The sequence below is a fragment of the Leptospira sanjuanensis genome (genome assembly GCF_022267325.1).
Classification (GTDB): domain Bacteria; phylum Spirochaetota; class Leptospiria; order Leptospirales; family Leptospiraceae; genus Leptospira; species Leptospira sanjuanensis.
The window spans coordinates 1,616,513-1,639,585 of sequence record NZ_JAIZBG010000001.1 but is presented as its reverse complement, the minus strand read 5'-3'; the positions used below and the strand labels follow the sequence as shown (position 1 = coordinate 1,639,585).

Below are 23,073 nucleotides of genomic sequence, written 5' to 3'. Positions count from 1 at the left end.
TCCCGATTTTCCATTCAAAAAAACTTACAGCGTGTCCCAAAACATAATTTTACTTTACCAGAAAGATCAGCTGCAAGGTTCTGTCCCGGTTTTGGGACAGGTTCTTATTTTTTTTCGGAGCTGTAAAAAACGTTCTTCTTCCTCGAAACTTTCCAGCTGGTTTCCAATTCCTCAAAGACCATTTTTTTGAAGTCCATCATGGAAACAAGTATTGATCGTTTTCCTCTTTCTTCTCTTTCCGCGCGGACCGGAATCTGCACGGGAGTTTTTTGATCCCAACGGATATCCAAAATCACGAGAAACAAAAGGATCAAAAAGTAGAACAGAAAGAGGATGGATTTAAGAAAGTTTTCCAAGATTCTCCCCCAACGCCTCGTAAAGCGTAGTAGATGATTTCAGTTTTTTATGCAGGATCGGTTCAAGCATTCGATTGCAAATTCTGTCGAGGTCCAGAAGAGTTTCAACGGATATTTTTCTCTCCTTCAGATCCCGAAACCTGAGCATCAGAAAAGTCTGAATCCATTGCACGAAACCGAGATCGTTCTGATCCGAATGCAGACAATTCCCGCAGACGAGTTCTAAGGGAGAAGTCTGCAGAGTGACCGAAGTCATTTCCTTCAACTCCGTCCCGCAAGAATGACAAAGAAGCTCCTTGGAAAGAAAGCCGCCGCTAACGAGCAAACGCAGTTTGAAAAAAGGGAGAATGAGCGCGGAAGGTCCGTTCTCCTCCAGCTCTTCCAAAGCTCCGGAAAGAAGACGAAACTCGCCCGGATGTTCGGCGCCGTCCGGTGTAAACGCGGAAGCGAGTTCGACAAGATAAGAAACGAGAACCATTCCGATATAACCGGACTTGGCTCGATCGAAACGATTCAAGAGGGAAATCTCCTTCACGTTGTGAACTTCACGATTCTTTGCGTTGTAATAATCAACGCTCGAAAAGGAGCCTGGTTCCACCGAAGCGATCGGTCTCGTTTTGCTTTTTCGAATTCCGCGGACGCGAAAATTCTCCACCTGCCCTTCTTCGGGAAGAAGTCGGATGATCGCGTCCCCTTCTTGGATCGTCCTGGATTCCAAAACGATCCCGCGCGTTTTTTTTAAAGATCCAGAAGCGCTTCCAGACATTCGTCTTCCTTCTCTTTCATGATTCGTTCCTCTTCCTCTCCCCGTTCGTGATCGTATCCGAGAAGATGTAAAAAACCGTGAACGAGCAGACGATAGAATTCATCCTTTTCGGAATGACCGATTTCCGCGGCTTGTCTGCGGAGAGTATCGACGGAGATAACGATTTCGCCTAACGCGATCGGAGGCTGTATACGAGGATCGGAGTTTTTTCTTTCGGCGAGAACGGCGCCGAGAGGCGCCGAGTCGAATTCGAGCGGAAACGAAAGGACGTCCGTCGTCTTATCTTTGCCTCGACGAAGAAGATTGATTTCCCTCATATCGATGTCGCTTATCAAAAGCAGACTCAAGTCGCAGGGAAAATCGGTCAGTTCCTTTCGAAAAAGAATTTTGCAGTTGGCAAGGAATTCCTCTTCGTTCCACCAGGAAATGACTCCGTAGTCGTTCGAAATGGAAATAGAATCCGCGGTCAGTTGCCTTTCCCCGTTGCGGTTTTCGAGTTCTTATGGCTGTTCGCGGCGTTTAGAGCATTCTTTTTTTCTAATGCTTTCGTGGCTTCCATGCTAGGATATTTCGGTCTGGAATGAAGACTGGACAACAATACTTCCTTAAACGAAGCCTTGATGATTTCGAGGTCGCCTAGGGTAAGTCCGCATTCGTCCAATTGATTTTCGGCGAGTTTGATTCCGATGATCTTCGTGATCAGATTGTCCAAAGATTCGGGAGTGATTTCCTCCAAAGAACGCGACGCCGCTTCCAGAGAATCGGCGATCATCACGATCGCGGTTTCTTTTCTCTGAGGTTTCGGACCCGGATATTGAAAGTCCTGTTTTTTCAACTTCTTCTTTTGTGTGGGAGAAAGTTCGGACAAAGCCTTATGATAAAAAAAGGCCATCGTCGACGTTCCGTGATGTTCGGGAATAAAGTCGATCACCTCTCTCGGAAGCCTCGCTTTTTTAGCCATTTCGATTCCGTCTAACACGTGATCGATGACGATCTTTGCCGCAAGCGCAGGATTGTTCTTGTCGATGTTTTCCTTTTTGGGAATCAAATGCTGATTCTCGACAAAAAATCCGGCGTTCGGAATTTTTCCTATATCGTGAAAGTAGACTCCGACCCTTGTAAGGAGCCAATCCAATCCGAGGTTTTGACAAGCACGTTCGGAAAGCGCCGCGACCATAAACGTATGCGTGTATGTGGAAGGAGCCTTAGTCAAAAGATCCTGTAACAAAGGATGGCCCGTGTCCGCAAGTTCCATCAGTTTAAAACGGGTTGGAACGTTAAAAAGATATTCATAGATCGGAAGCAGGAATTGAGCCGCGGTCGAACAGGCAAACCCGTTGATCAGACAAAGAACGTACAATTTGAATATGTTCGACTCGATCAAATCCTTAAGCCAAGAACCGCTCGGAATCGCCACCCAATAGTTTCTCGAATCGAATAGATAACCGCTCGAAGCGATGATGATCTGAACTCCCGCGATATACAATCCCGCTTTGATGAAGTCGATCCGTTTTTTTAGATTTCTTCCATAGCTCGCCGAAACGATGCAGGAAACGAACCCGAGCATAAACGAGGTCGGATTGTAATGCGAAGCCATAAAGACGAAGAAGGAAAGATAAAATCCGATCGCGATGGAAAGTTGTTCGTCGTAGATAAAGCTGATGATGAGACAGACCATTCCCACGGGAACGAACAATGCAAAGTAAAAGATCGTATCGTATTTCGTCTCGAAGTTGAAGAAAATTCTCGATGCGATCGTGCAGCTTAAAACCAAAAACCAGATTAAGGAAAATACGATCACGTTACTCGAAACGTCGTTCATCCGTTTCGGATTGTATTTTTTTAAAAAGAAATAGATGATCACGACAAAAACCGTCTGGATCAGAAGAATCGACGCGATCGAAGCGATGTTTGCCCGGGTCGCGTACGTGTTTACGATCTGCAATTTTTTGAATATTTCCGGCGTAATCACCTCTCCGGATTTTACGATCACCTCTCCTGCTAAAATTCGAGAGTTGACCGGCTCGGCCCGGTCGGACGCGAATCGTTTTGCGGACAACGTCTCTTCGTTGTTAAACGAACAGGACGGATTGGAATAGATATAACTCAGCGAAATTTTCTGAACGATCGGAAGAAGCGCCGGATCGATCCTAGAAAGTTTTTCCTGCGCCATTCGGTTGAGGACGTTCACCGTATCGGGATCGCGATAGAGATAGGATCTTGGAACGATATAAGCTCCTTCCAAGTTCGAGATTTGTTCTTTGATTCCCTGATTCCGAACGCGGGCGCCGGAAATTTTCAAAGCGGCGTAATCCGGCGGTAAATCCCTCAATATGCAAAAAGAAGAAAATACTAAATTAGAGTATTGTTGAACGAGGTCTTTGAGTTTTCCCTTGCCGGGAGTTTTGTATAAGAGTTCGATCTCTTCTTTGGAACGGTTTTTCCAACGGGGAACGACGCCCAAAAGCTCGGGATACGCCCGACCTTCCGCGCTGGGCTTGAAGGAGCGAAAATTCTCCATATCCTCTTGGATCGCGTTGTTGATCTGATCTTGAAGAGCCGCGTAATCTCGGTCGAAAACGAAAGGAGCGGATTGATAGGCGGCGAGTTTTTTGGCCTTGGTCTTATCCTCGTCTTCGTAGACGATTTCTTTTGCGGATACGATCTTTTCGGGAGCGGTCTTTCCTTCCGAATAGAGACCGTCCGGAGAAAGATCCATCTTATCCTGACCGAAAAACGGGATCGCAAGCATCCAAGTCACCATGAGCAAAGTGATGATCACTAAGCCGACTTGAAATCTTCGAACGAATAGAATCGGACGGACTCTGGTAAGCGTGTCCGTAATCCACGCCATTGCGGATTCTACTTGTTCTCCCGGACTGGGCATACGATTACAACTCCTCGAACTTGCGTACGATTACTTCCACGAGAGGGTGTCTGGTAATATCTTCTTTCCCAAAAAACACCATTCCGATTTGATCCGTGTTTTTGAATAAAGTCACCACTTTTTCGAGTCCCGAGCGGCCGTGCTCCAGATCGATCTGAGTCGAGTCGCCCGAAATACACATGCGCGAAGATCTTCCCAAACGAGTCATAATCATCTTGAGCTGCGCCAGAGTACAGTTCTGAGCCTCGTCCAAAATGATAAACGCATTCGAAAGAGTTCTTCCCCGCATAAACGCGACGGGCGCGATTTCGATTTTTGTGAGAGCGATGTATTCCTGCGTTTTTTCGGCTCCGATACATTCGTTAAGAGCGTCGTACACCGGACGAAGATACGGGTCCACTTTTTGGTTGAGATCGCCCGGTAAAAATCCGAGGTTTTCCCCCGCTTCCACCGCTGGTCTCGTAAGGATGATCTTATCGATGGTCCCGGCCTGCAAAAATCTACAAGCGGTCGCAACCGAAAGAAACGTCTTTCCGGTTCCCGCAGGACCGAGGGCGAACGTGATTAGATTGTCTTGAAAGGATCTGAAATACGTTTCCTGATTTCTGGTTCTGGGAAAGATATGTTTTCCGCGGTATGTGGTGAGAATTTTCTCGCTCGGTTTCCAAGGCATGGCCCGATCGGTTTCGGTTTCCCATACCTTTTTTTTGCGGAGTTCCTTACCTGCGTCTTTTAGAATATAAGCAAAATCGAATGAATCGGTAAAATCCCGGTCCGGTCTTTCCTGATAGTTCGCTTCGAGCTTTTTAAAAAAATCCAACGCGAAGTCGACCTTAGCCGATTCGCCTTCGAGTTGAAACCCGTTTCCCCTCGGGATGATGTCCATCTCGAGTTGTTTTTCGAGAATTTTTACGCCTTCGTCGTTGATACCGCAGATCTTGCGATATAAGTCCTGGTTCTCGAAATTAAACTGTTCTTTGCGCGTGGAAATAAGTTTATACCTTTACGAGTTTGATCTTGAGTTCTTGGAGCTGTTTTTCTTCCACGGGAGAAGGACATTCGCTCATCAAACAAAGACCCTTTTGTGTTTTCGGGAAGGCGATCACGTCTCGGATCGATTTTCCGTGGGTAAGAAGCATCAGCATACGATCGATTCCGAACGCCAAACCGCCGTGAGGCGGCGCTCCGTATTCCAGAGCTTCGAGCAAGAATCCGAATTTTTCCTTTGCTTCTTCCTCTTCGATTCCAAGAACCTTGAACACTTGGTTCTGAACGTCGCGAGAATGAATCCGGATCGAACCTCCTCCGATCTCGACTCCGTTCATCACGAGGTCGTATGCCTTTGCGGTCGCGTTCCCCGCGTTCTTTTGCAGGCTTTCCATAGATTCAAAATATGGAATACTTTCGTCGGACGGAGAAGTGAACGGGTGATGCAGAGCGTCCCAGCGTTTGTGGTCTTTGTTCCACTCGAACATAGGAAAGTCAACGATCCAAGTGATATTGTTCTCCCCTTCTTTCGGGGTTTCAAAACGTTCGGAGAGTTTGAGACGAAGAGCGCCTAACGAGTGATTGACGATTTCCTTTTCGTCGGCGCCGAAGAAGAGCATATCCCCTTCTTTCGAGCCGCAGGCTTTGGAAATCGCTTCGAGTTCCTCTTTTTTAAAACGTTTTGTGATCGTGGATTCGAGACCGTCGCTTCCGTGTTTCATATACGCGAGACCTTTTGCTTTGTAGTCTCTGTTCAACCAAGCAGTATAGTCTTCGATTTCCTTTCTGGAAATGATGGAACCGCCCGGAACACAAACGACCTTTACGGTTCCTCCGCTTTTCACCGCGCCCGAGAATACGTTGAAGTCGCAGTCTTTTACGATTTCGGAAACGTCCACGAGTTTCATACCGAAACGAAGATCCGGTTTATCCGAACCGTATTCTTCCATCGCGGTTTTATAAGTCATTCTCGGAAAAGGAACGGTAAGTTGAATGTTAAAAACTTCTTTATAGATTTCAGCGACGAGACCTTCGATCTCGGAAAGAATTTCCTCTTGGCTTACAAAGGAGAATTCCATATCGAGCTGAGTGAACTCGGGTTGTCTGTCCGCGCGTAAGTCCTCGTCGCGGAAACACTTTACGATCTGGAAGTAACGTTCCATTCCGCCGACCATCAGAATCTGTTTGAAAATCTGAGGAGATTGAGGAAGCGCATAAAACTGATTCGGATTCAAACGGGAAGGAACGAGAAAATCTCTCGCGCCTTCCGGAGTGGATTTGTTCAGGATCGGAGTTTCGATTTCGACGAACTTGCGTTTGTTGAGATAATTACGGATTGCGAATATAAATTCGTGCCGTTTGATCATCCGGTTCTTTAATTCTTCTCTTCTGAAATCCAGATAACGGTATTTCAGTCTGAGTTCTTCGGAAACTTCGTCGAACTCGTCCAGGGAGAACGGAGGAGTTTTTGCAGCATTCAAGATTTCTAATTTGTCCAGAACGACTTCGATGGTTCCGGTCTGCATTCTCGGGTTAATGGATTCAGCGTCGCGTTTTTTAAGAGTTCCGGTTACTGCGAGAACGTATTCGGAACGGACCTTCTCCGCAAGAGTAAAAGAATCGCCGAGAAGTTCTTTGCGCGCGACGACTTGGATGATTCCGGTTCTGTCGCGGAGATCGATGAAGATCACTCCGCCTTGATCGCGAAAACGAAACGACCAACCGTAGAGAACGACTTTTTGACCTTCTTGGGACTCGCTCAATTCTCCCGCCCACGAGCGCTTCTTATAACTTTCCTGAATCCACTGTTCCAATGATTTCTGTTTCCTATGTGAGACCGCAAACGGGCCTCTAAATTAATCTATATTATCAAATCTGCTAAGCTCGGGCCTAAAGGCAAGATGAAAAGAACCGATAGGGCCGGAACGGTTTTTTGCGATGATGATCTCCGCCTTACCGCGCATCTCCGGGCTGATCTCCTCTTCTCCCTTTACCTTTTCTTCTCGATAGATAAAGGACACGATGTCCGCATCCTGCTCGATCGCGCCCGATTCCCGAAGGTCGGAAAGCTGCGGTTTTTGATCCTTGGATCTTTGTTCCACCGCCCGGGACATCTGAGAAAGCGCGATGATCGGACATTTCGCTTCCTTTGCCATCTGTTTGAGAGAACGGGAGATGGAAGCGACCTCTTGTTGACGCCCCCCTTCCTTGTTCTTCGGATCGCTCATCAACTGGAGATAGTCGACGACGATTAAGCCGATCTTTTCCGTGGTAAGAAGCTTACGCACGCGACCTTTGAAGTCGTCGATCGTCAAACCGCCGGAATCGTCGATGTAAATCGGAGCCGCCGTGACCTTTACGATCGAATCCAAAAGTTTGGGGGCGTCCGAACGGGTAAGTTCGGATTTTTTCAACTTCATCGACTCGACCTGCGAATGAGCGCAGACCATCTTCAGAAGAAGTTCGATTCGGCTCATCTCCAAAGAGAAGATGACGACCGGTTGATTGTAATCCAAAGCCACGTTAGACGCTATGTTGAGCGCAAACGTGGTTTTACCGTTACCGGGACGGGCCGCGAGAATCATCAATTCGTGTTCCTTCAAACCGGAAGTCGCTTCGTCGAGTTTGGTGAAGTTGGTTCGAAGGCCGGTGATCTGCCCCCGATTCTTCATGATCTCCATGATGTAATCGGAGAGAGCGACTTTATCGGTCGAAACGGGAAGCAGACCTTTAGCGTCTATGCTTCTGGAAATTTCTGTGAGATTCTTTTCAACCGTGTTGAAGACGGATTCGTTGTCACCCGGTTCCTTGCGGATGAGTTCGAGAGAATCCTGGAGAATCTTCGCATACATTCTCCGCTCGGAGAAACGTTTGATCCGGGTCGCGTAGTACGCAAGCGGCTGCGTAACGACGGTATCTCTATAGAGAGAATAAATATAATTGAATTCTTTTTCTTCGTCTTTGAGAAGCGAGTTTTCTTTGAGGAAGTTGAGAACGGAAACCGGATCGATCGTGATCCGTTTGTCGACTAAGTCGGCGATCGCCCGATAGACTCTTCTGTGGAGATCCACATAAAAGTCTTCGGGAACGACGGGAACGTCGATCAAGTTGTCCGCCCCTTTAAGAAGCAGGAATCCTAAAAAGGCCCTTTCGGATTCCGGTTCGTATAAGGAGTCGGACTGCATGGTCCCCTAAAGAAGGATTATTCTTCTTCTTTTTTTACGTTGAGCGTAATCACGGGCTGGATTCCGTCTGCGAGACGAATTTTGATCTTGTAAGATCCCAGGTTGCGGATTGGCTCAGCGATTTCGATTTTTCTTTTATCGAGTTCGACTCCGTTCTTTTTCAGAATGGAAGCGACGTCGATCGGAGTAACGGCTCCGAAAAGTTTATCTCCGCCGCCGGTTTTCACGAGAATATCGTATTCTTTCCCGTTCAGACTCGCGGAAACTCCTTCCATCGCTTTTTTACGTTTTTCACGTTTGAGTTCGCCCAACTTCTTCTGGTGAAGAGCGGCTTTGGTGTTTCCTTCGTTTGCACGAACTGCAAGTCGTTTTGGAAATAAGAAGTTTCTTGCGTAACCGTCCGCAACTTCTTTCGTATCTCCGGCGTCTCCGAGATTGATAACGTCTTTTTGTAGGATCACTCTCATGTTCGTACCTCAGTTCACCTTGTAAGGAAGAAGACCGATGCTTCTTGCTTTGCGGATTTCGCGAGCGAGAACTCTTTGATAACGAGCGCTGGTTCCCGTAATTCTTCTTGGGATGATTTTACCGCGGTTAGTGATAAATCTTTCCAGAAGCTCGATGTTCTTATAATTGATTTGTTTCGCAAGTTCCGGGTCCGCTGTAAAACGGCAAACCTTCTTCTTGTATTTGTTCTGTTTTCTCTGCGGCTTGCCTTCCATTTCAGCGGAAGCGTCGCTTTGTTCCGGTCTTTCGGAACGTTCTTCTTTTACTTCGTTTTCACTCATAAGTGTACCTCATTAAAACGGTATGTCGTCGTCACCATCCGGTGCAGGGCTGTAGTATTCCGGAGAGGATGGATAAGAATTTCCTCCGGAGGAAGAGGAGCCGCCCGATGAAGAGGAAGAAGAATCGTCTCTGGAACCGAGAAGTTGAAAGTTTTCAACTACGATCCGGATCCGAGAAGCCTTCTTGCCTTCGGGGGTTTCCCAAGTGTCCTGCTTCAATCTTCCTTCAATGGCAATCTGCTTTCCTTTTTTGCAGTATTGTTGAATGATATCAGCCGGTTTTCCCCAGACTTCGCAATCGAAGAAGTGAGACTCTTCTCTTTTTTCTCCGTTAGACACATAGGTCCGGCCGTTGGCCAAGGAGAAGTTTACGAGAGAAGTCCCGTTGATCGATTTGAACTCGGGGTCCCGCGTTAAGCGGCCGACCAGAGTCACTCTGTTGATATCATTAGCCATTGAGGCGCACAACCATAGAACGAAGGATGTTCTGGTTGATTAAGAATTCCTTTTCCACTTTTTCAATGGCGCCTGGATCCGCGCTGCATTTGTAGTGGTGGAAAATGCCCTGCTCTTCGTGTTTGATCGGATGCCAGAGTTTTCTTTGGCCCCAATCTTCGTCGGAGGTGACGCTCACGGAGAATTTCTTCAAAGTATCCTGAATCTCGGACTTTGCAGCTTCCCGCGCGCTCACACGTGTGATGGTGGTGAGTTCGTAGTTTCTCAAAAGTTTCCCCTATGGTTATAGCCCGCCTGCGGTTCGCGGCGAGCAGAAGAACCGATAATTTAACCTATTTTTTGCGTTTGGAGCCCGGGGTCAAGGTGGAATTTGTCGGAAGATCCAGAAAGGCCCTTTCTTCCTCGACTCGAAGCCTGGTTCCGAGTTCGTTCGATAGAACCGCGATCTCTTGTAGGAACTCCTGCGCTTCTTTGCCTCGAACCGGACGGATTTTGTGGTCCTCTTTCTGGAACTTCCCGAAGATCGGGACAAGCTCTACGGTTTCCAAAACATTCTTTCTAATATGGAGAATTGCAATCAAGTTGTGATTGAGGTAGGAGTTCCTACTTCCGAAAATCAGATTCCCGAGAGAATACAAAATCACCCCGCCCCGATACAATTCCACTCCTTGCGGAATATGCGGATGATGACCGATCACGATCTTAACGCCGGAATCGATCAACGCGCGGGCGATTTTCCTCTGATCCGGTGTCGGAAAGGGAGAATATTCGACTCCCCAATGCAGGGAAACGATCCGAACCGGAGGAGGATTCCCTCGGCGAACGGGACGACGTTCGAAAAAAGCCGCTTGCAAGGAGGGAAGAACAAACGGAGCAACGCCCGATTTCGTAGGAGTCGCGTAATGCGATTGTTCGGCGATCGCCGTAACGGAATGAATTCTCAGATCCGAACCTTTCAGACTAAGGTGCAACGGATCGAATACGTCCGGAAGTTTTTTCCCCGCGCCAATATTTAGAATATTATTTTTATTTAATATACTCAGGGTCTCGACCATCCCGTTCGGACCGTGATCGAAGGAGTGATTGTTTCCGAGAAACACCATGTCGATCCCCAAAAATTTCAGCGAATCGAGATCCTTTTCGTGTGCGGTAAAAATATAAGCCTTTTTGGATTCTTCCGTTTTGGAAGCGACGACAGGAGTTTCCAGGTTGACCATTCGAAAGTCCGCTTCTCCGAACAAGGATTTCAAACCTTCCACGGGCGCAATCTCTCCGTGTTTTTGAATCGTGTCGCGAATTCCCCAATTGAACATAACGTCCCCGCCCGCCAAAACCTTGAGTAGTTCCGGATCCCGGTTGTGTTCGGGATGAAGAACCGCGTCGATCTTGTCTTGGATGATTTCCAGAGCGGAGGGAGAATTCGATTCGTTCGTTTCCGAAGAAGAATTCTTTAAAAACCCGGGGATACAGGAAAAAAATAGAAGAGGAATAAAAAAAACGGCCGCTGCAAAACGAACAACGAATCTGGATTTGATTAGGAAATAAATTTTAGATAAAAGTAAATAAGGCATCTGAAGAAAAGAAAAAAGCACTGTGGGTAAGTTCCCCATTTCATCCAAGATTGGAAAGATTTTTTTCGAGATTTTTCGGATAAGCCGTTAAGAGTCGTTAGCCCTTCCCGTTGAAAAAGCGGCTTAATGAAGAGTTTCCTTTCTTTTTAACATCTCCAAGAACTCTTTCATCCGTTTGATTTTGGTTTCTTCCTTCTTTGCATTGTGAATTCGAAAAAGAATCGCGTAACGATTCGCGGAATTCAAAGTTTCAAAGAACTTTTTGGCGGCGGAATTCGTATCCAGAAGTTTTTGAAATTCGTCCGGAACTTCCATCTTACTGGGAGAAGCGTAAGCCTTATCCCATCTTCCGTCTTTCTTGGCCGCTTCGACGGCTGCAAGTCCCGGAGCCTTCATTTTTTTGGAAGCGATCAACTGCTCCGCTTTCTCTCGATTGATCTTGGACCAAATACTTTTGGAACCTCGAATCGAAAATCGTTGAAGCCAATGCGAAGCATCGTATTTCTGTTTTTGACCGTCGATCCAACCGTAACAAAGGGCCACTTGCAGCGCTTCGGCATAAGTGATCGAAGGAATCGAGGATTCTTTTTTGGCGAGTTTGATCCAAATCGCGCAATCGGATCGATGATTCGCTTTCAACCAAGTCGCCCATTCTTTTCGATTTTTAAAAAATAAAACCGGACAACCGTTAAAAATTTCTTTCATAAAAAATAGACTTGAGCGCTTGTTTCCGGGTTTATCAAAGAAAGTTTAAGCGGCGATTACTTCCAGATGTTCCTTTCCGTAATTTACGGCTTTATAGGGAATCTTAGAATCGAACGTCGCGAACTTAACTTTGTGATGAACACTGAGAGACAGCAAATAAACGTCCGTGAGCTGTTTGGAATGGATGGAAACGATATCCAAATAAAACGAGGGAGAATCGATCGAAATCGAATCGGGAATAAACTTATGACCTTTCACTTTCAAAAGGGAATGCAAAATTTCCGAAGCGACCTCTACTCCACCCGGACTCCCTGGATAAGAAGGATGACTTAGAATACGAACGAGCGCGTTTTGAGTGATCGGACATGTCGACCATCCGTTCTTCGCTTTTCGATCAAACCACTTCCAAGCCTTTTCATGAAAGGTATGATTGGAATCACTGAGTGCGATCAATACGTTTGCATCCAACAAGTATCCCATCCTAATTTTCTTCCTCCTTGATTGTGTTGATGATTTCGTTCGTTACCTTGACTCCTTTCTTTTTGGAAAGAACGGGCCAGCCGTGGCTATTGGTTTCGAAGCCGGACTCACCTCGTCTTTGTCTAACGTCTTCTTCCATTTTGAGAGTATGCTCCAATGCTTCTATGACCAAGTTTCGCATCGAAACTCCCCGCTCTGCGGCTTTTATTTTCGCTTTTTTATACAATAAATCCGGTATTTCTAACGTCGTTTTCACATCTTTATGGTCCCATATTTATGGGTTTCTTCAAGTATTTTTCCCGTATACTATCTTTTTTTACGCCGACTTTTAAGGAGCTTCTTTTTCGGGATGAGTTTTGACTCTCAAACCGTTGGTCGATTGAGGCAGGTTGTATGAATCGGCGGGTGAATCAAACCGATCCAGCAAAAGATTCAAAAAGGGAAATTACAGGAAGGAAGGAAGGAAGGAAGGAAGGAAGGAAGGAAGGAAGGAAGGAAGGAAGGAAGGAAGGAAGGAAGGAAGGAAGGAAGGAAGGAAAATAAATCAATAAAAAAGACAATCAGAAACGGAAAACCGAACAATTCCAATCGTATTATAAAAACATAAAATAGGCGAGCAACGTCAAAATCAAACCGAAAATTCCGACCGGTAAACCGGCTTTGATCATATCCTTGATTTCAAAACCGCCCACCGCATACGCGATCGCATTCGGCGGAGTGCTTACGGGAAGCGACATCGCCAACGAGGCGGAAAGGGCGATGCCCAGACAAATCTCCAAAAGATACGCTTCCGATCCGGGCAAAATGATCGCAGATAAAGGAAACGCAAACGGAACCAAAAGATTCGTAGCGGCCGTATTCGACATAAAAGTACTGAGCAAAAGCGCTAAAATACAAAGAAGAAATAACACACTTACCGCATATTCCGGTTTTGTAATAGGTTTCAGAATTTCCGAAAACCAAAGACTCATCCCGCTTTGTTGAAGCCCGATTCCGATCGCGATTCCACCCGCAATCAAAAGCAGAACGGACCACTCCAAAGAGTTGATGTCTTTCTCATTCAAAATTCCGAACGTAGGAAAGAGGATCAAAGGCAATAATGCGATCACCCCCGCGGGAATTCCGTGAAGATTTTCCGTAAACCAAAGCGCGACCGTTCCCAAAAAAATCGCGGATGTCGTCCGAAACGAGAAAGATTTGGTTCCGCCTTCCGGTTCGGGAAATTCAACGATCAAATCCAACGAACCGTTTTCAGGAAACAATTTCAAAAGAAGAAACCACGCGAACAAAATTAAAACGACGACAAGAGGAAGCGCAAAGAGCATCCACGTCCCGAACGAAACCGAAATGCCTTGTTGTTTTAAAATGCTCATTGCGATGATATTCGGCGGAGAGCCGATCGGCGTCCCAACTCCTCCGATATTCGCGGCGAACGGAATTCCCAAAAGAAGCGCTTTTCGAAACGGTTCCTTTTCGGGGAGAATCTGAAACAAGGGAAACGAAAGAGCGATCATCATCGAAGTCGTCGCAGTATTGCTCATCCACATCGAGATAAAACCGGTGGTAAACATAAAACCCAATAGAACTTGATGACTCTTGGTCCCGAACTTGCGGATGATCCGGTTTGCAAGAAAACGATCGAATCCAGTTTTCACACAAGCCTTTGCCAAAACAAAACCGCCTAAAAAAAGTATGATGGAAGAATCCGCGATCGAAGACAAAAAGACCGATGCCGTCGGATTTTTGCCGTGCTGGAATTTCAAAGCTTCGATTCCGGTTGGATTTGCAAAAAACACAATCTCAAGAAAAAGAATCAGAATCGAAGTCGCATAACCCGGAATCGGTTCTAAAACCCAAAACGCGGCGGCCAAACAAAATAGGCAGATCATAATCGCGACTCCGAGAGGAATCGCAAACCGAACCTGAATCCAAAATAGGATTCCAATAAAAACGAGAGTAACAAACGTCGTGATTAAATTACGCATCGAACATAGTTTCCGATAAAGTAGCATATGCAGAAATTGAAATATTCGTTGAAAGTTTTAAAAAATTCCCGCAAAAATTCCGTTTTCATTTCGACAAGGAGTTATGTTTACTCGTTCCGACAGACGAATTCACAGAAAAAATATCGGGCTTAAAGCCGAGAATGGAATCGTGCTCTCCTGAACGAAACGTTTCCAAACTTGGATCAAACCACATTCAGTTTGGGACAAATTCTAAATCAATTTCCAACCGAATTTCATAAAAAAACGAAACGCGGAAGTTACAAAAAGTCGAATATGCAAAAAACCTTTTTTGGAAGAATTACCGCCCTTGTGAAAAATTTTCACCTTAGGCAAGTAGTCTTTTCGTTTTAAGCGCATCGATAAATCGAAATCCTCGAAATACAAAAAGAAACTTTCGTCAAAGCCGCCGATCTTCCGCAACGATTCCGTTTTCGCGAAGATAAAACATCCGCTTACGAGAGGAACCGATTCCTGTGCTCGGCGCCAATCCCTTTCTTTTAAATCGTATGCGTCCAAGTACTTTTGAAAAAACGATTTCAAAAATTTTGGAGCAAAGGACCGCAAAAACAAAACGAAAACGGTCGGATACGATTTCACTAAAAACTGCATCGTAGCGACGTCCTTACCGTCGCTGCCCCAATCCCAAACGGAAGGAACAACAGCGTCGCACGAGGAATGTTCTTCCAAATAACGCGCGCATATATCCAACGTCTGAGGAATCATTTTGATGTCCGGGTTGAGAACAAGATGGTATTTCGTTTTCGACTCCAATAGGGAACGGTTGTTTGCGGCTCCATAACCCGGATTTTCCGGCAGGTGAATATATCGAAATGCGACTTGTTTCTTAAACTCCCGCGCCTTGGCGTAATCGTTCAGAAAACTCTGAACCTCTTGCGAAAACGAAGGCGAATTATCCAAGACATCGATTTGAAATCGCGTCTTCGAATCATTCTTAGAAATTTGATACGCGACGGAAGCTAAAAGCGATTCCAAAGATTCCCTTAAAATCGAAAGATTCGGTTTATATAATACGATCGAAACTGTAACCCCGAAATTCAAACTGTCACCTGATTTGTATTTATTTTCGAAAAAGCAGACATCCGTCGATGAACGTCTGCACTTGGAAAAAATCTTGTTTCAAGAGATTCTTCCGGATAAAATCGAAACGTTTCAACGAGAGCCGGAATCCGAGTCGGCACCGACCAAATTCCTATAAAACGAAGATTGTCCGCCTGCGAACCCGTCTCGGATTCCGTGAAGAATATGACGAAAGGTTTTAATAATCGAACCGCCGAAAAAAGGAAGGAGAAGAAGTCGAAGAAAAGACTTTATCAATATATCCGATTTAAATCGAAAGGGTACATGCGGAAGTTTGCACATCCAAATTCCGTTTCGAAACAAGAAATACCAACGAAAGGGAGAATGGATCGCTATTTTAAAAATTCCGAATATGTTTTTGGAACGATTTCCGATCGAATGATTCATCTTCGAGGCGGCGATGATCTTATGAACATAACCCTTATAGTTCGCACGAAAACACCATTCGTAATCGAGATAGTCGATAAAAAAATCCTCCTGGATCGGTCCGACTTCCTCGAAGACATGTAACGGATAAAAACTGCCGGACGTAATCAAAAAGGAAGCGTCTAAGAAAGCATCCGAAATTTTCTTCAATCCATATATGTTTCGATTTTTAACGGAATCGAAAATATTCGGACCGAACGAAGCGACTTTCTTTTTGGCGAGCGGTGCGTCTTGCTCGAACGACTTCACCTTCTCCAAAAAAAATCGAATCGCCTCGGATTCCAATAAACTATCCTGATCGAACAGCCAAACGTGAGAATAGCCGTTCTTCTTCGCATATTCGATTCCTTTATTGAGGGCAAATCCCAATCCGAGATTTTTAGGATTCTCCAAAAACAGATTTGGTTTTTTGATTTGAGAGCGGATCTCTTCCGTATTCCGGGAATGATTGTCTACGATTAGAACGGGAACTTTATTCTCGTTTAAATTCAGGACGTTTCGGAAGGTTTTCGAAAATTCGGGATTGTAAGTAACGATTACGGCTAACGGAGAAAAACGTTCTATCATCGATTTTATTTTTTACGAAACGGAGAAAGCAATTCCCGATTCATCAGATTCATGAGCGAATCAAATCGGACATTCTGCGTTTTACGAACGATTCTCCGCTTACGAATCAACGCCGGCAACATTTTCAAAAACGCAAAGGGGACCGCTAAGATTTTAGGACTCGTAAGAATGGAATGAAAGAGTATGCTGATCGAAAAGAAAAGAAGATGATGAAACAAAAATCGCAAACCGTACAACAAAGGCATGTTCTTCCAATAAACGACCAATGCGTTTCGCAAACCGTAATAAAGGGAAAAAGAACTTCTTTCTTCGGTCGAACCGAAACCGTGATGAAAGACTCGAACATTCGGAGTAAATAAAACCTTCTCACCGAGAAGTCGCGCGCGAAAGCTTAGATCCACGTCTTCCATGTAGCAAAAAAAATCTTCATCGAATCCTCCGAGCCGTTCGAAAAGTTCGGAACGAATCGCCATCGCACCGCCGCACGCGGAAAATATCTCCGCTTCTTGGAGATATTCCTGCGCGAGTTTTTGTTTATAACCCCTTCTCCATGCAGCGCCGGAAACGTGGTAGATATCCCCCGCACCGTCGACGACTTCTCTTTGGTCCTCTTTGAGCATCAAAAATGAAATCACGGAATATTCTTTTCCTCGGGAAGATAGGGTTTTCTCGCATTCCTCAAAGAAGTTCGGAGCAAGACGAGAATCGGGATTGATCAAAAGAATCCAATCGGCTTCGGAAGCGACCTTGACCGCGGCGTTATTTCCTCCGGCAAACCCGAGGTTTCGCTCGCTGAAATGAACGATTCTCCGTTTCTTTTTCGGAAGTTTCTCAAGTAAATCCCTTGTTCCGTCCCTGGAATCGTTATCCCAAATGAGCCAATTCCAACCGGACGGCAACTGCATGGAATCATCCAGCGCTGAGATGTATTTTTCGGAATTGTATGTGATTGTTATAATATTATAATTTTGCATTCAACAATCACGAAAATCGATGGCGGGGCAATTCGATCTTCAGTAGATCTTTTCGTGAAGAACCTTGGAGAGGTATTGCCCGTATCCGTTCTTTTTCAAAGGTTCGATCAATTTTTCAAGGTCGGCCGCGTTGATAAAACCTTTTCGAAACGCAATCTCTTCGGGACAAGCCACCTTCAGACCTTGTCTTTTTTCGATCGTTTCGATAAATACCGAAGCTTCCAAAAGGGATTCGTGCGTTCCGGTATCAAGCCAGGCATACCCGCGTCCCATCACCTGCACGTTCAAAGTGCCTCGTTCCAGATAAACCTTATTCACATCGGTGATTTCCAATTCTCCCCTTGGAGAAGGTTTGATGGATTTAGCGATGTTCACTACGTCTTCGTCATAAAAATAAAGTCCTGTAACGGCATAATTCGATTTCGGATTAACGGGTTTTTCTTCGATCGAAATCGCTCGTCGATTCGAATCGAATTCCACAACCCCGTATCGTTCCGGATCATGAACCGGATACGCAAAAACGGTCGAACCGGAGGTTCTTTCGTAAGCACCCGATAAAAGCGCGGAAAGATCGTGACCGAAATAAATATTATCGCCTAAAATCAAGACGGAAGGATGTCCGTTTACGAACTTCTCGCCGATCAAATAGGCTTGCGCAAGCCCTCCCGGATCCGGCTGAACCGCATATTCGATATTGATCCCCCATTGTTTTCCGTCTCCCAAAAGCTCCTTATACATCGGAGTCGCTTGCGGCGTCGAGATGATGAGAATATCTTGTATCCCCGCTAACATAAGCGTAGTTAGCGGATAATAGATCATCGGTTTATCGTAAACCGGAAGAAGTTGTTTGGAGATCACATGGGTCACCGGATAAAGCCTGGTGCCCGAACCTCCCGCGAGAATAATTCCTTTTCTTGATTTCATCTAACGTTTCTCATACTGACTTTCATAATATTCTTTGTATTGACCGGAAAGGATTTCCTTCCACCAAGATTCGTTTTCCAAATACCACTGAATCGTTTCCCGAAGAGCGGATTCGAAACTGAATTTAGGCTTCCATCCGAGTTCTTTTTCAATCTTAGAAGGATCGATCGCATAGCGGAAGTCGTGTCCCGGTCTGTCCTTGACGTATTGGATCAACTTGGAATGCGGCGCTCCGGCCGGATGAAGTTCGTCCATAATCGAACAGATCGAATTTACGATATCGATGTTTCTTTTTTCGTTTCGAGTGCCTATGTTGTATGTTTCGCCCGGCTTTCCTTGAAATAGAGCGACGCGGATCGCCTCGCAGTGATCCTTAACATATAACCAATCTCGAATATTCTTTCCGTCTCCGTAAACGGGAAGAGGTTTTCCGTGAAGACAATTCAGGATCATCAACGGAATCAGCTTTTCAGGAAAATGATACGGGCCGTAGTTATTGGAACAGTTGGTCGTTACGACCGGCATATGATAGGTATGAAAGTAGGAACGCACCAGATGATCCGAACCTGCCTTGGACGCCGAATACGGAGAATTCGGAGCATACGGAGTTTCTTCCGTAAAGAATCCGGTATCGCCTAACGTTCCAAACACCTCGTCCGTCGAAACGTGAAGGAATTTTTTTCCGTCAAAAGAATTCTTCCATTGCAAACGCGCGGCATCCAAAAGATAAAACGTCCCGAGAACGTTCGTCCGAACGAATTCTTCCGGTCCCGTAATCGATCGGTCGACGTGACTTTCCGCCGCAAAATGTGCGATAAAGTCAAACTCGTGTTTTTGAAAAACGTCCGCAACTTGATCCTTATCGGCGATATCAGCTTTGACAAAAATAAATCGGGAATCGTTTTTCCAGCGATCCAGACTTTTCAAATTTCCCGCATAAGTCAGCTTATCTAAAACGATCACTTGATATTCGCGAGTATCTTCCAAAAGAAGATGAACGAAATTGGAACCGATAAATCCGGCCCCTCCGGTTACTAAAATTTTCTTCATACTTTTTTTCCGGACATCGAAACGATCTCTTCAAGACAGAGCTTTAAGTCTTCTCTCCAGTGAGGAATCGGTCCGAATATCTTTCTGGTTTCTTCCAAATCTAAAATAGAATAGCGCGGTCTCGGCGCGGGCGTCGGGTAACTCTCCGTCGGAATCGGAAGAATCGGCTTGGCACTTCGGATTAACGAAATAGAATGCGCTTCGTCCCGAACGGCAACGGCGAAATCGAACCAGCTCGCGATTCCCGAATTTGAAAAATGCAACGTCTGCGGATAGGATTCTCCCTTTAGAATTCCTTGAACTAAGAATATTAGAAAATCGGCAAGTCTTCCGGCCCAAGTGGGACGACCTAGCTGATCTTCGATCACTTTCAATTCCGGTCGATTCTCGTCGGCCAAAAGACGAAGGATCGTTTTAGGAAAGTTATTTCCATGGGAAGAATAAACCCAGCTTGTGCGAACTATGTTCGCGCCTGCGGAGTTTCCGAATGTCTTTCGTATCCAATTCTCCCCTTCCGCTTTCGAAAGACCGTAAACACCCTTCGGCGATAAAGGGGAATCCGGTTTCCAAAATCGAATCACGTCTTCGATCGTATCGGAACCCGCATCGAAAACGAAATCGGTGGAGACGTAGATCAGTCGAATGTTTCTTTTCGAACATTCCTCGGCGATTTTTTTTACGGACTCGGAGTTGACCTTGTAGGCGGTTTCGCGATCGGACTCGGCCTTATCGACAGCGGTATATGCGCCGCAGTGAATCAATACTTTCGGATTTTTCCCCAGAACGGTTTCGACAACATCCGGATTTGTCAGATCCCAATCCTCTCTTCCGAAACCGATCGATTCCAATCCGATTGCGTTCAAACGACTGGATAATTCCCGGCCAAGCTGACCGTTTTTACCGGTATAATAAATCATATTCTAATATACGAATGGACTCTTAAAATCGGCCAGGAGCGGAGTTTCCTGATCTCTTTGCGATACGATAAAATCGGAATCAGGCAACCAAGTTTTCCAAGGAATATCAAGCGCCGGATCGTTCCATCGAATTCCGACCTCGTTCTTAGGATTGTATTCCTGCGTCACCTTATACAAAAAATCCGTCTTGTCTTCTAATGTAAGAAAACCGTGAGCGAAGCCGGGTGGAACCCAGAAGATATTCTTATTCTCTTCGGAAAGTTCGACCGAAACCCACTGTGCAAAGGTGGGAGAACCGATTCGAATATCGACGACAACATCGATCACCCTTCCCCGTACCACTCGAACCAGTTTTCCTTGTTCGTAAGGAGGAATCTGCATGTGCATTCCTCTTAAGACACCGCGTGCGGATCGGGAATGATTGTCCTGAAAAAAATCGGTGGGAATATTCTCTTGTTTGAAAGCCGAATCTTTGAAGGATTCAAAAAAGAATCCCCGTTCGTCGCCGAATACTTTCGGTTCGATAAGAACGGGTCCTTCGATAGGAAATCTTTTAAATTGCATAACTTAAATCAATTCAAAAATCGAACTTTTATCCATCAGACATTTAGATAGAAATACTAATAAAATAAAGGTTTCGATATTAGCAAGCTTTCCAAGAATATTTATGCTCATTAAACGGAACAATTTAAATACATATTTTATCGTTTTGAATTCAGATGCTCTCGAATTAATGAAGTTGGATAACTAAGATTTGAAATATAATTTTCTAAATTAATCACTGCTTTTTTGGAAAGCATTTTCTTCCTCAATAGCTCTCCTTTAATAAAAGGAAAATTATAATTATAAAGTATCTCTTCCCCAAGGGCCAATGTTGGATTAATTTCTTCGATCTTTTTATTTCGATATTTATGATTCGAATCAACGGCTCTTCTTAACTTTTCCTCTGAAAAAAATGCCTTACAACGAAATCCTCGCTCAAAAAATAATCTTTCGATTTTCAACTCATAGTTTGAGATAACCAACCTTTTATCAGAAAAATATTTCATATTAGTCCAAAAATTCCAAAAAAAATCAGATTGAATGATTCTTTCACCAAAATTTAAAAAATAACTTTGGATATGCTTTTGAATTTCCAAGCTCTCACTCATTCCCCAAAGATCAACGTTTTCGTTCTCCATATCTCTGAAAATTTCATCTAAACTTCGAATAGGTCCATAAACACTATCGTTCGTTAGGATAAGGGATTTGATATTTAATCGATCTAAGATTTCATTTTTAAGTCTCATTAAAGCAGATTTCCAAAGACCAAAATCCCAACCATAGTTTTCTTGGATTAGGATACCCGAAACAAGAGTAGAGATTTTTTCTTTCGATTGATTTGAAATCATTGATGTAGAGCAAAGAATGATCTCAAATCCTAATTCCTTGAGAGACTTAATATAAAATATTACATAATCATGAATCCTACATTCGGAATTATAGTGAGCCATTAAACAAAGTTTTGGGCCCGAAATTCTCGAAATCTCTTCGTAAGTGAAATTCACCTCCGTTCTAAATTCCCAATTCACAGCATCTCCAACGAGCGTGGTTTTGATTTTCTTTTTCAAGTTTAAGAAATTGAACATGCTATCGTCGGATACAAATATTAAAAGTTAAAAAGTCTTCGCTTAAAAACTGATACAGCCTTCAAAAACCGAGACAATGCTTTTATGATTGCGAAAAGTAAAGGAATCTTAGTAAAAACAAGAAAAGTCTCTTCGAGTTCCTTAGCTTCCAAATGCCTTCGAAATAAAAGTTCTATATTATTGACATAAAGGTTTTTATGATTTTCAAAGAGTTGCATATAAAGCGGCAAAAAACTTTGTATTGAACGACTAGATCTGGAAGTGTGCCCGACACGATAACAAAATAAAACCTTGGGAATTTTATAAACCTGCACTCCTCTTTCTATTAACTTTAACCAAAAGTCAAAATCCTCCCATTCATTTTTCATAGTGTTCGAGCTAAACCCGCCGACCTGCTTCCAATCCGACTTTTTAAAAATAGCAGATACAAATATACAATTTTCTAACAGTATATCAGGGAATCGATATTCTGGCAAATTCCATCTTCCCCTTAAGTTACCAAAAAATTCGGCTTCGCAATAAACAATTCCTATCCTGGGGTTCTTATTAAATACAGAAATTGCTTCGAATAAATATGAAGGATTTATTTTATCATCTGAATCCAACGGAAGAATATATTTCCCTTTTGCATTTTCAATCCCAAAATTCCGCGCTTTCGAAGGACCTGAATTAATAGGAAGACGAAGTAAAGTTAAATTTTCTTGTTCTTCGGAAAGCTTTCTTAATGTATGCAAAGTATACTCATCATCCGATCCATCGTCGACAATAATGATTTCCCAATCTGTATAAGTTTGCTTTCTAATTGAATCAATGGTTTCCTCAATAAACTGACCATAGTTATAACACGGAACTACGATAGAGAATTGAGGCGAGGAGATTGGCGACATTATTATTTATACATCTAATAAATATATGATATTCTTTTAATTATTAAAATTAAATCTGTTTTTAAACGCAATCATCTAATCAGATGCCTTCTATTTGATCACCCTAATCCAAGCTTTCTCCTGAGCACATTAGATAAGAGCTTGTCCCAAAACTTTCTTGTACATAAATCTCTAAATGTAATATATAGAGAATGAAATCGCAATTAGGACATTTAGATATTCCGGAGCCGATCTGGCTCAAATTAAAGCAGTTACTTCCTAAGGATAGAAGAATCATTTCTAATGGCGGACGACCTCGCTTAGATGATAGGACGGTGCTTGCCGCAATATTTTATCGAGTTAAAACAGGAGTTCCTTGGCGATATATGCCTCCGATGTTCGGCAGCAAATCGACTCTTCATCGAAGATTTCAAGG

26 protein-coding genes and 1 pseudogene are annotated in these 23,073 nt (G+C 44.3%); 2 read left to right on the top strand and 25 right to left on the bottom strand.

Going from position 1 to position 23,073, the window contains the following annotated elements:
* Window positions 1-104: 104 nt before the first annotated feature.
* The 15 genes from LFX25_RS07425 to LFX25_RS07355 form a co-directional block, all read right to left on the bottom strand.
* A complete protein-coding gene (locus LFX25_RS07425) occupies window positions 105-356 on the bottom strand; it encodes a hypothetical protein (RefSeq protein ID WP_238729679.1) in 252 nt (83 codons plus the stop codon).
* Complete coding sequence (gene recO / locus LFX25_RS07420) at window positions 340-1,122, bottom strand: DNA repair protein RecO (protein WP_238729677.1); 783 nt, start codon at window positions 1,120-1,122, stop codon at window positions 340-342. Before recO ends, LFX25_RS07425 begins: the two co-directional genes overlap by 17 nt.
* Entirely contained in the window at window positions 1,095-1,550 is a 456-nt protein-coding gene (gene ybeY / locus LFX25_RS07415; protein ID WP_319937437.1) for an rRNA maturation RNase YbeY, read from the bottom strand. Before ybeY ends, recO begins: the two co-directional genes overlap by 28 nt.
* A 38-nt stretch (window positions 1,551-1,588) precedes the next feature.
* Window positions 1,589-4,009, bottom strand: coding sequence for an HD family phosphohydrolase (locus LFX25_RS07410; RefSeq protein WP_238729675.1), 2,421 nt, complete (start codon window positions 4,007-4,009; stop codon window positions 1,589-1,591).
* 4 nt (window positions 4,010-4,013) lie between these two features.
* Window positions 4,014-4,895: a PhoH family protein gene (locus LFX25_RS07405; protein ID WP_238729674.1), complete on the bottom strand. Its 882-nt coding sequence runs from the start codon at window positions 4,893-4,895 to the stop codon at window positions 4,014-4,016.
* A gap of 109 nt (window positions 4,896-5,004) precedes the next feature.
* The gene (aspS, locus tag LFX25_RS07400) at window positions 5,005-6,810 is read right to left on the bottom strand and encodes an aspartate--tRNA ligase (protein ID WP_238729672.1); all 1,806 of its coding nucleotides are present in this window, start codon (window positions 6,808-6,810) and stop codon (window positions 5,005-5,007) included.
* A gap of 42 nt (window positions 6,811-6,852) precedes the next feature.
* On the bottom strand, window positions 6,853-8,181 hold the full coding sequence (dnaB, locus tag LFX25_RS07395; RefSeq protein ID WP_238729670.1) for a replicative DNA helicase: 1,329 nt from the start codon (window positions 8,179-8,181) through the stop codon (window positions 6,853-6,855).
* Between the two features lie 17 nt (window positions 8,182-8,198).
* On the bottom strand, window positions 8,199-8,648 hold the full coding sequence (rplI, locus tag LFX25_RS07390; protein ID WP_238729668.1) for a 50S ribosomal protein L9: 450 nt from the start codon (window positions 8,646-8,648) through the stop codon (window positions 8,199-8,201).
* 9 nt (window positions 8,649-8,657) lie between these two features.
* Complete coding sequence (gene rpsR, locus LFX25_RS07385) at window positions 8,658-8,969, bottom strand: 30S ribosomal protein S18 (protein ID WP_238729667.1); 312 nt, start codon at window positions 8,967-8,969, stop codon at window positions 8,658-8,660.
* 12 nt (window positions 8,970-8,981) lie between these two features.
* Window positions 8,982-9,425, bottom strand: a complete 444-nt coding sequence (locus LFX25_RS07380) for a single-stranded DNA-binding protein (RefSeq protein ID WP_118957317.1) — start codon at window positions 9,423-9,425, stop codon at window positions 8,982-8,984.
* Window positions 9,418-9,693 carry a 30S ribosomal protein S6 gene (gene rpsF, locus LFX25_RS07375; protein WP_238729666.1) on the bottom strand — a complete coding sequence of 92 codons (276 nt, stop codon included), beginning with the start codon at window positions 9,691-9,693 and terminating at the stop codon, window positions 9,418-9,420. The genes LFX25_RS07380 and rpsF overlap by 8 nt, the downstream gene beginning before the upstream one ends.
* A gap of 64 nt (window positions 9,694-9,757) precedes the next feature.
* Complete coding sequence (locus LFX25_RS07370) at window positions 9,758-10,996, bottom strand: CapA family protein (protein ID WP_406600523.1); 1,239 nt, start codon at window positions 10,994-10,996, stop codon at window positions 9,758-9,760.
* A gap of 123 nt (window positions 10,997-11,119) precedes the next feature.
* Window positions 11,120-11,701, bottom strand: a complete 582-nt coding sequence (locus LFX25_RS07365) for a YdeI/OmpD-associated family protein (protein WP_238729662.1) — start codon at window positions 11,699-11,701, stop codon at window positions 11,120-11,122.
* A gap of 45 nt (window positions 11,702-11,746) precedes the next feature.
* Window positions 11,747-12,181 carry a TA system VapC family ribonuclease toxin gene (locus LFX25_RS07360; protein ID WP_238729661.1) on the bottom strand — a complete coding sequence of 145 codons (435 nt, stop codon included), beginning with the start codon at window positions 12,179-12,181 and terminating at the stop codon, window positions 11,747-11,749.
* A 1-nt stretch (window position 12,182) separates the two neighbouring features.
* Complete coding sequence (locus LFX25_RS07355; RefSeq protein WP_238731537.1) at window positions 12,183-12,419, bottom strand: antitoxin; 237 nt, start codon at window positions 12,417-12,419, stop codon at window positions 12,183-12,185.
* 167 nt (window positions 12,420-12,586) lie between these two features.
* On the opposite strand from LFX25_RS07355, the gene LFX25_RS07350 reads away from it, so the two are divergent.
* Window positions 12,587-12,724 (top strand): hypothetical protein, encoded by a 138-nt coding sequence (locus LFX25_RS07350; RefSeq protein WP_238729659.1) that lies wholly within the window; start codon window positions 12,587-12,589, stop codon window positions 12,722-12,724.
* Window positions 12,725-12,774: 50 nt separating this feature from the next.
* Here the strand turns inward: LFX25_RS07350 and LFX25_RS07345 are convergent, their stop codons facing one another.
* The 10 genes from LFX25_RS07345 to LFX25_RS07300 form a co-directional block, all read right to left on the bottom strand.
* Window positions 12,775-14,166, bottom strand: coding sequence for a DASS family sodium-coupled anion symporter (locus LFX25_RS07345; RefSeq protein WP_238729657.1), 1,392 nt, complete (start codon window positions 14,164-14,166; stop codon window positions 12,775-12,777).
* Window positions 14,167-14,397: 231 nt separating this feature from the next.
* Window positions 14,398-15,246, bottom strand: a complete 849-nt coding sequence (locus tag LFX25_RS07340; RefSeq protein WP_238729655.1) for a glycosyltransferase — start codon at window positions 15,244-15,246, stop codon at window positions 14,398-14,400.
* Between the two features lie 111 nt (window positions 15,247-15,357).
* Window positions 15,358-16,278, bottom strand: coding sequence for a glycosyltransferase family 2 protein (locus LFX25_RS07335; protein WP_238729654.1), 921 nt, complete (start codon window positions 16,276-16,278; stop codon window positions 15,358-15,360).
* 5 nt (window positions 16,279-16,283) lie between these two features.
* Entirely contained in the window at window positions 16,284-17,252 is a 969-nt protein-coding gene (locus tag LFX25_RS07330; protein WP_238729652.1) for a glycosyltransferase family 2 protein, read from the bottom strand.
* A gap of 39 nt (window positions 17,253-17,291) precedes the next feature.
* Window positions 17,292-18,176 carry a glucose-1-phosphate thymidylyltransferase RfbA gene (gene rfbA, locus LFX25_RS07325; protein WP_238729651.1) on the bottom strand — a complete coding sequence of 295 codons (885 nt, stop codon included), beginning with the start codon at window positions 18,174-18,176 and terminating at the stop codon, window positions 17,292-17,294.
* Complete coding sequence (gene rfbB / locus LFX25_RS07320; RefSeq protein WP_238729649.1) at window positions 18,177-19,226, bottom strand: dTDP-glucose 4,6-dehydratase; 1,050 nt, start codon at window positions 19,224-19,226, stop codon at window positions 18,177-18,179.
* Window positions 19,223-20,143, bottom strand: a complete 921-nt coding sequence (gene rfbD / locus LFX25_RS07315) for a dTDP-4-dehydrorhamnose reductase (RefSeq protein ID WP_238729648.1) — start codon at window positions 20,141-20,143, stop codon at window positions 19,223-19,225. The genes rfbB and rfbD overlap by 4 nt, the downstream gene beginning before the upstream one ends.
* 3 nt (window positions 20,144-20,146) lie before the next feature.
* Window positions 20,147-20,707 (bottom strand): dTDP-4-dehydrorhamnose 3,5-epimerase, encoded by a 561-nt coding sequence (rfbC, locus tag LFX25_RS07310; protein ID WP_238729646.1) that lies wholly within the window; start codon window positions 20,705-20,707, stop codon window positions 20,147-20,149.
* 137 nt (window positions 20,708-20,844) lie between these two features.
* Window positions 20,845-21,753: a rhamnan synthesis F family protein gene (locus tag LFX25_RS07305; RefSeq protein ID WP_238729645.1), complete on the bottom strand. Its 909-nt coding sequence runs from the start codon at window positions 21,751-21,753 to the stop codon at window positions 20,845-20,847.
* A 38-nt stretch (window positions 21,754-21,791) separates the two neighbouring features.
* Window positions 21,792-22,658, bottom strand: a complete 867-nt coding sequence (locus LFX25_RS07300) for a glycosyltransferase (RefSeq protein ID WP_238729643.1) — start codon at window positions 22,656-22,658, stop codon at window positions 21,792-21,794.
* Window positions 22,659-22,849: 191 nt separating this feature from the next.
* On the opposite strand from LFX25_RS07300, the pseudogene LFX25_RS07295 reads away from it, so the two are divergent.
* A pseudogene (locus tag LFX25_RS07295) lies at window positions 22,850-23,071 on the top strand (transposase); the annotation flags it as partial.
* Window positions 23,072-23,073: the final 2 nt, after the last annotated feature.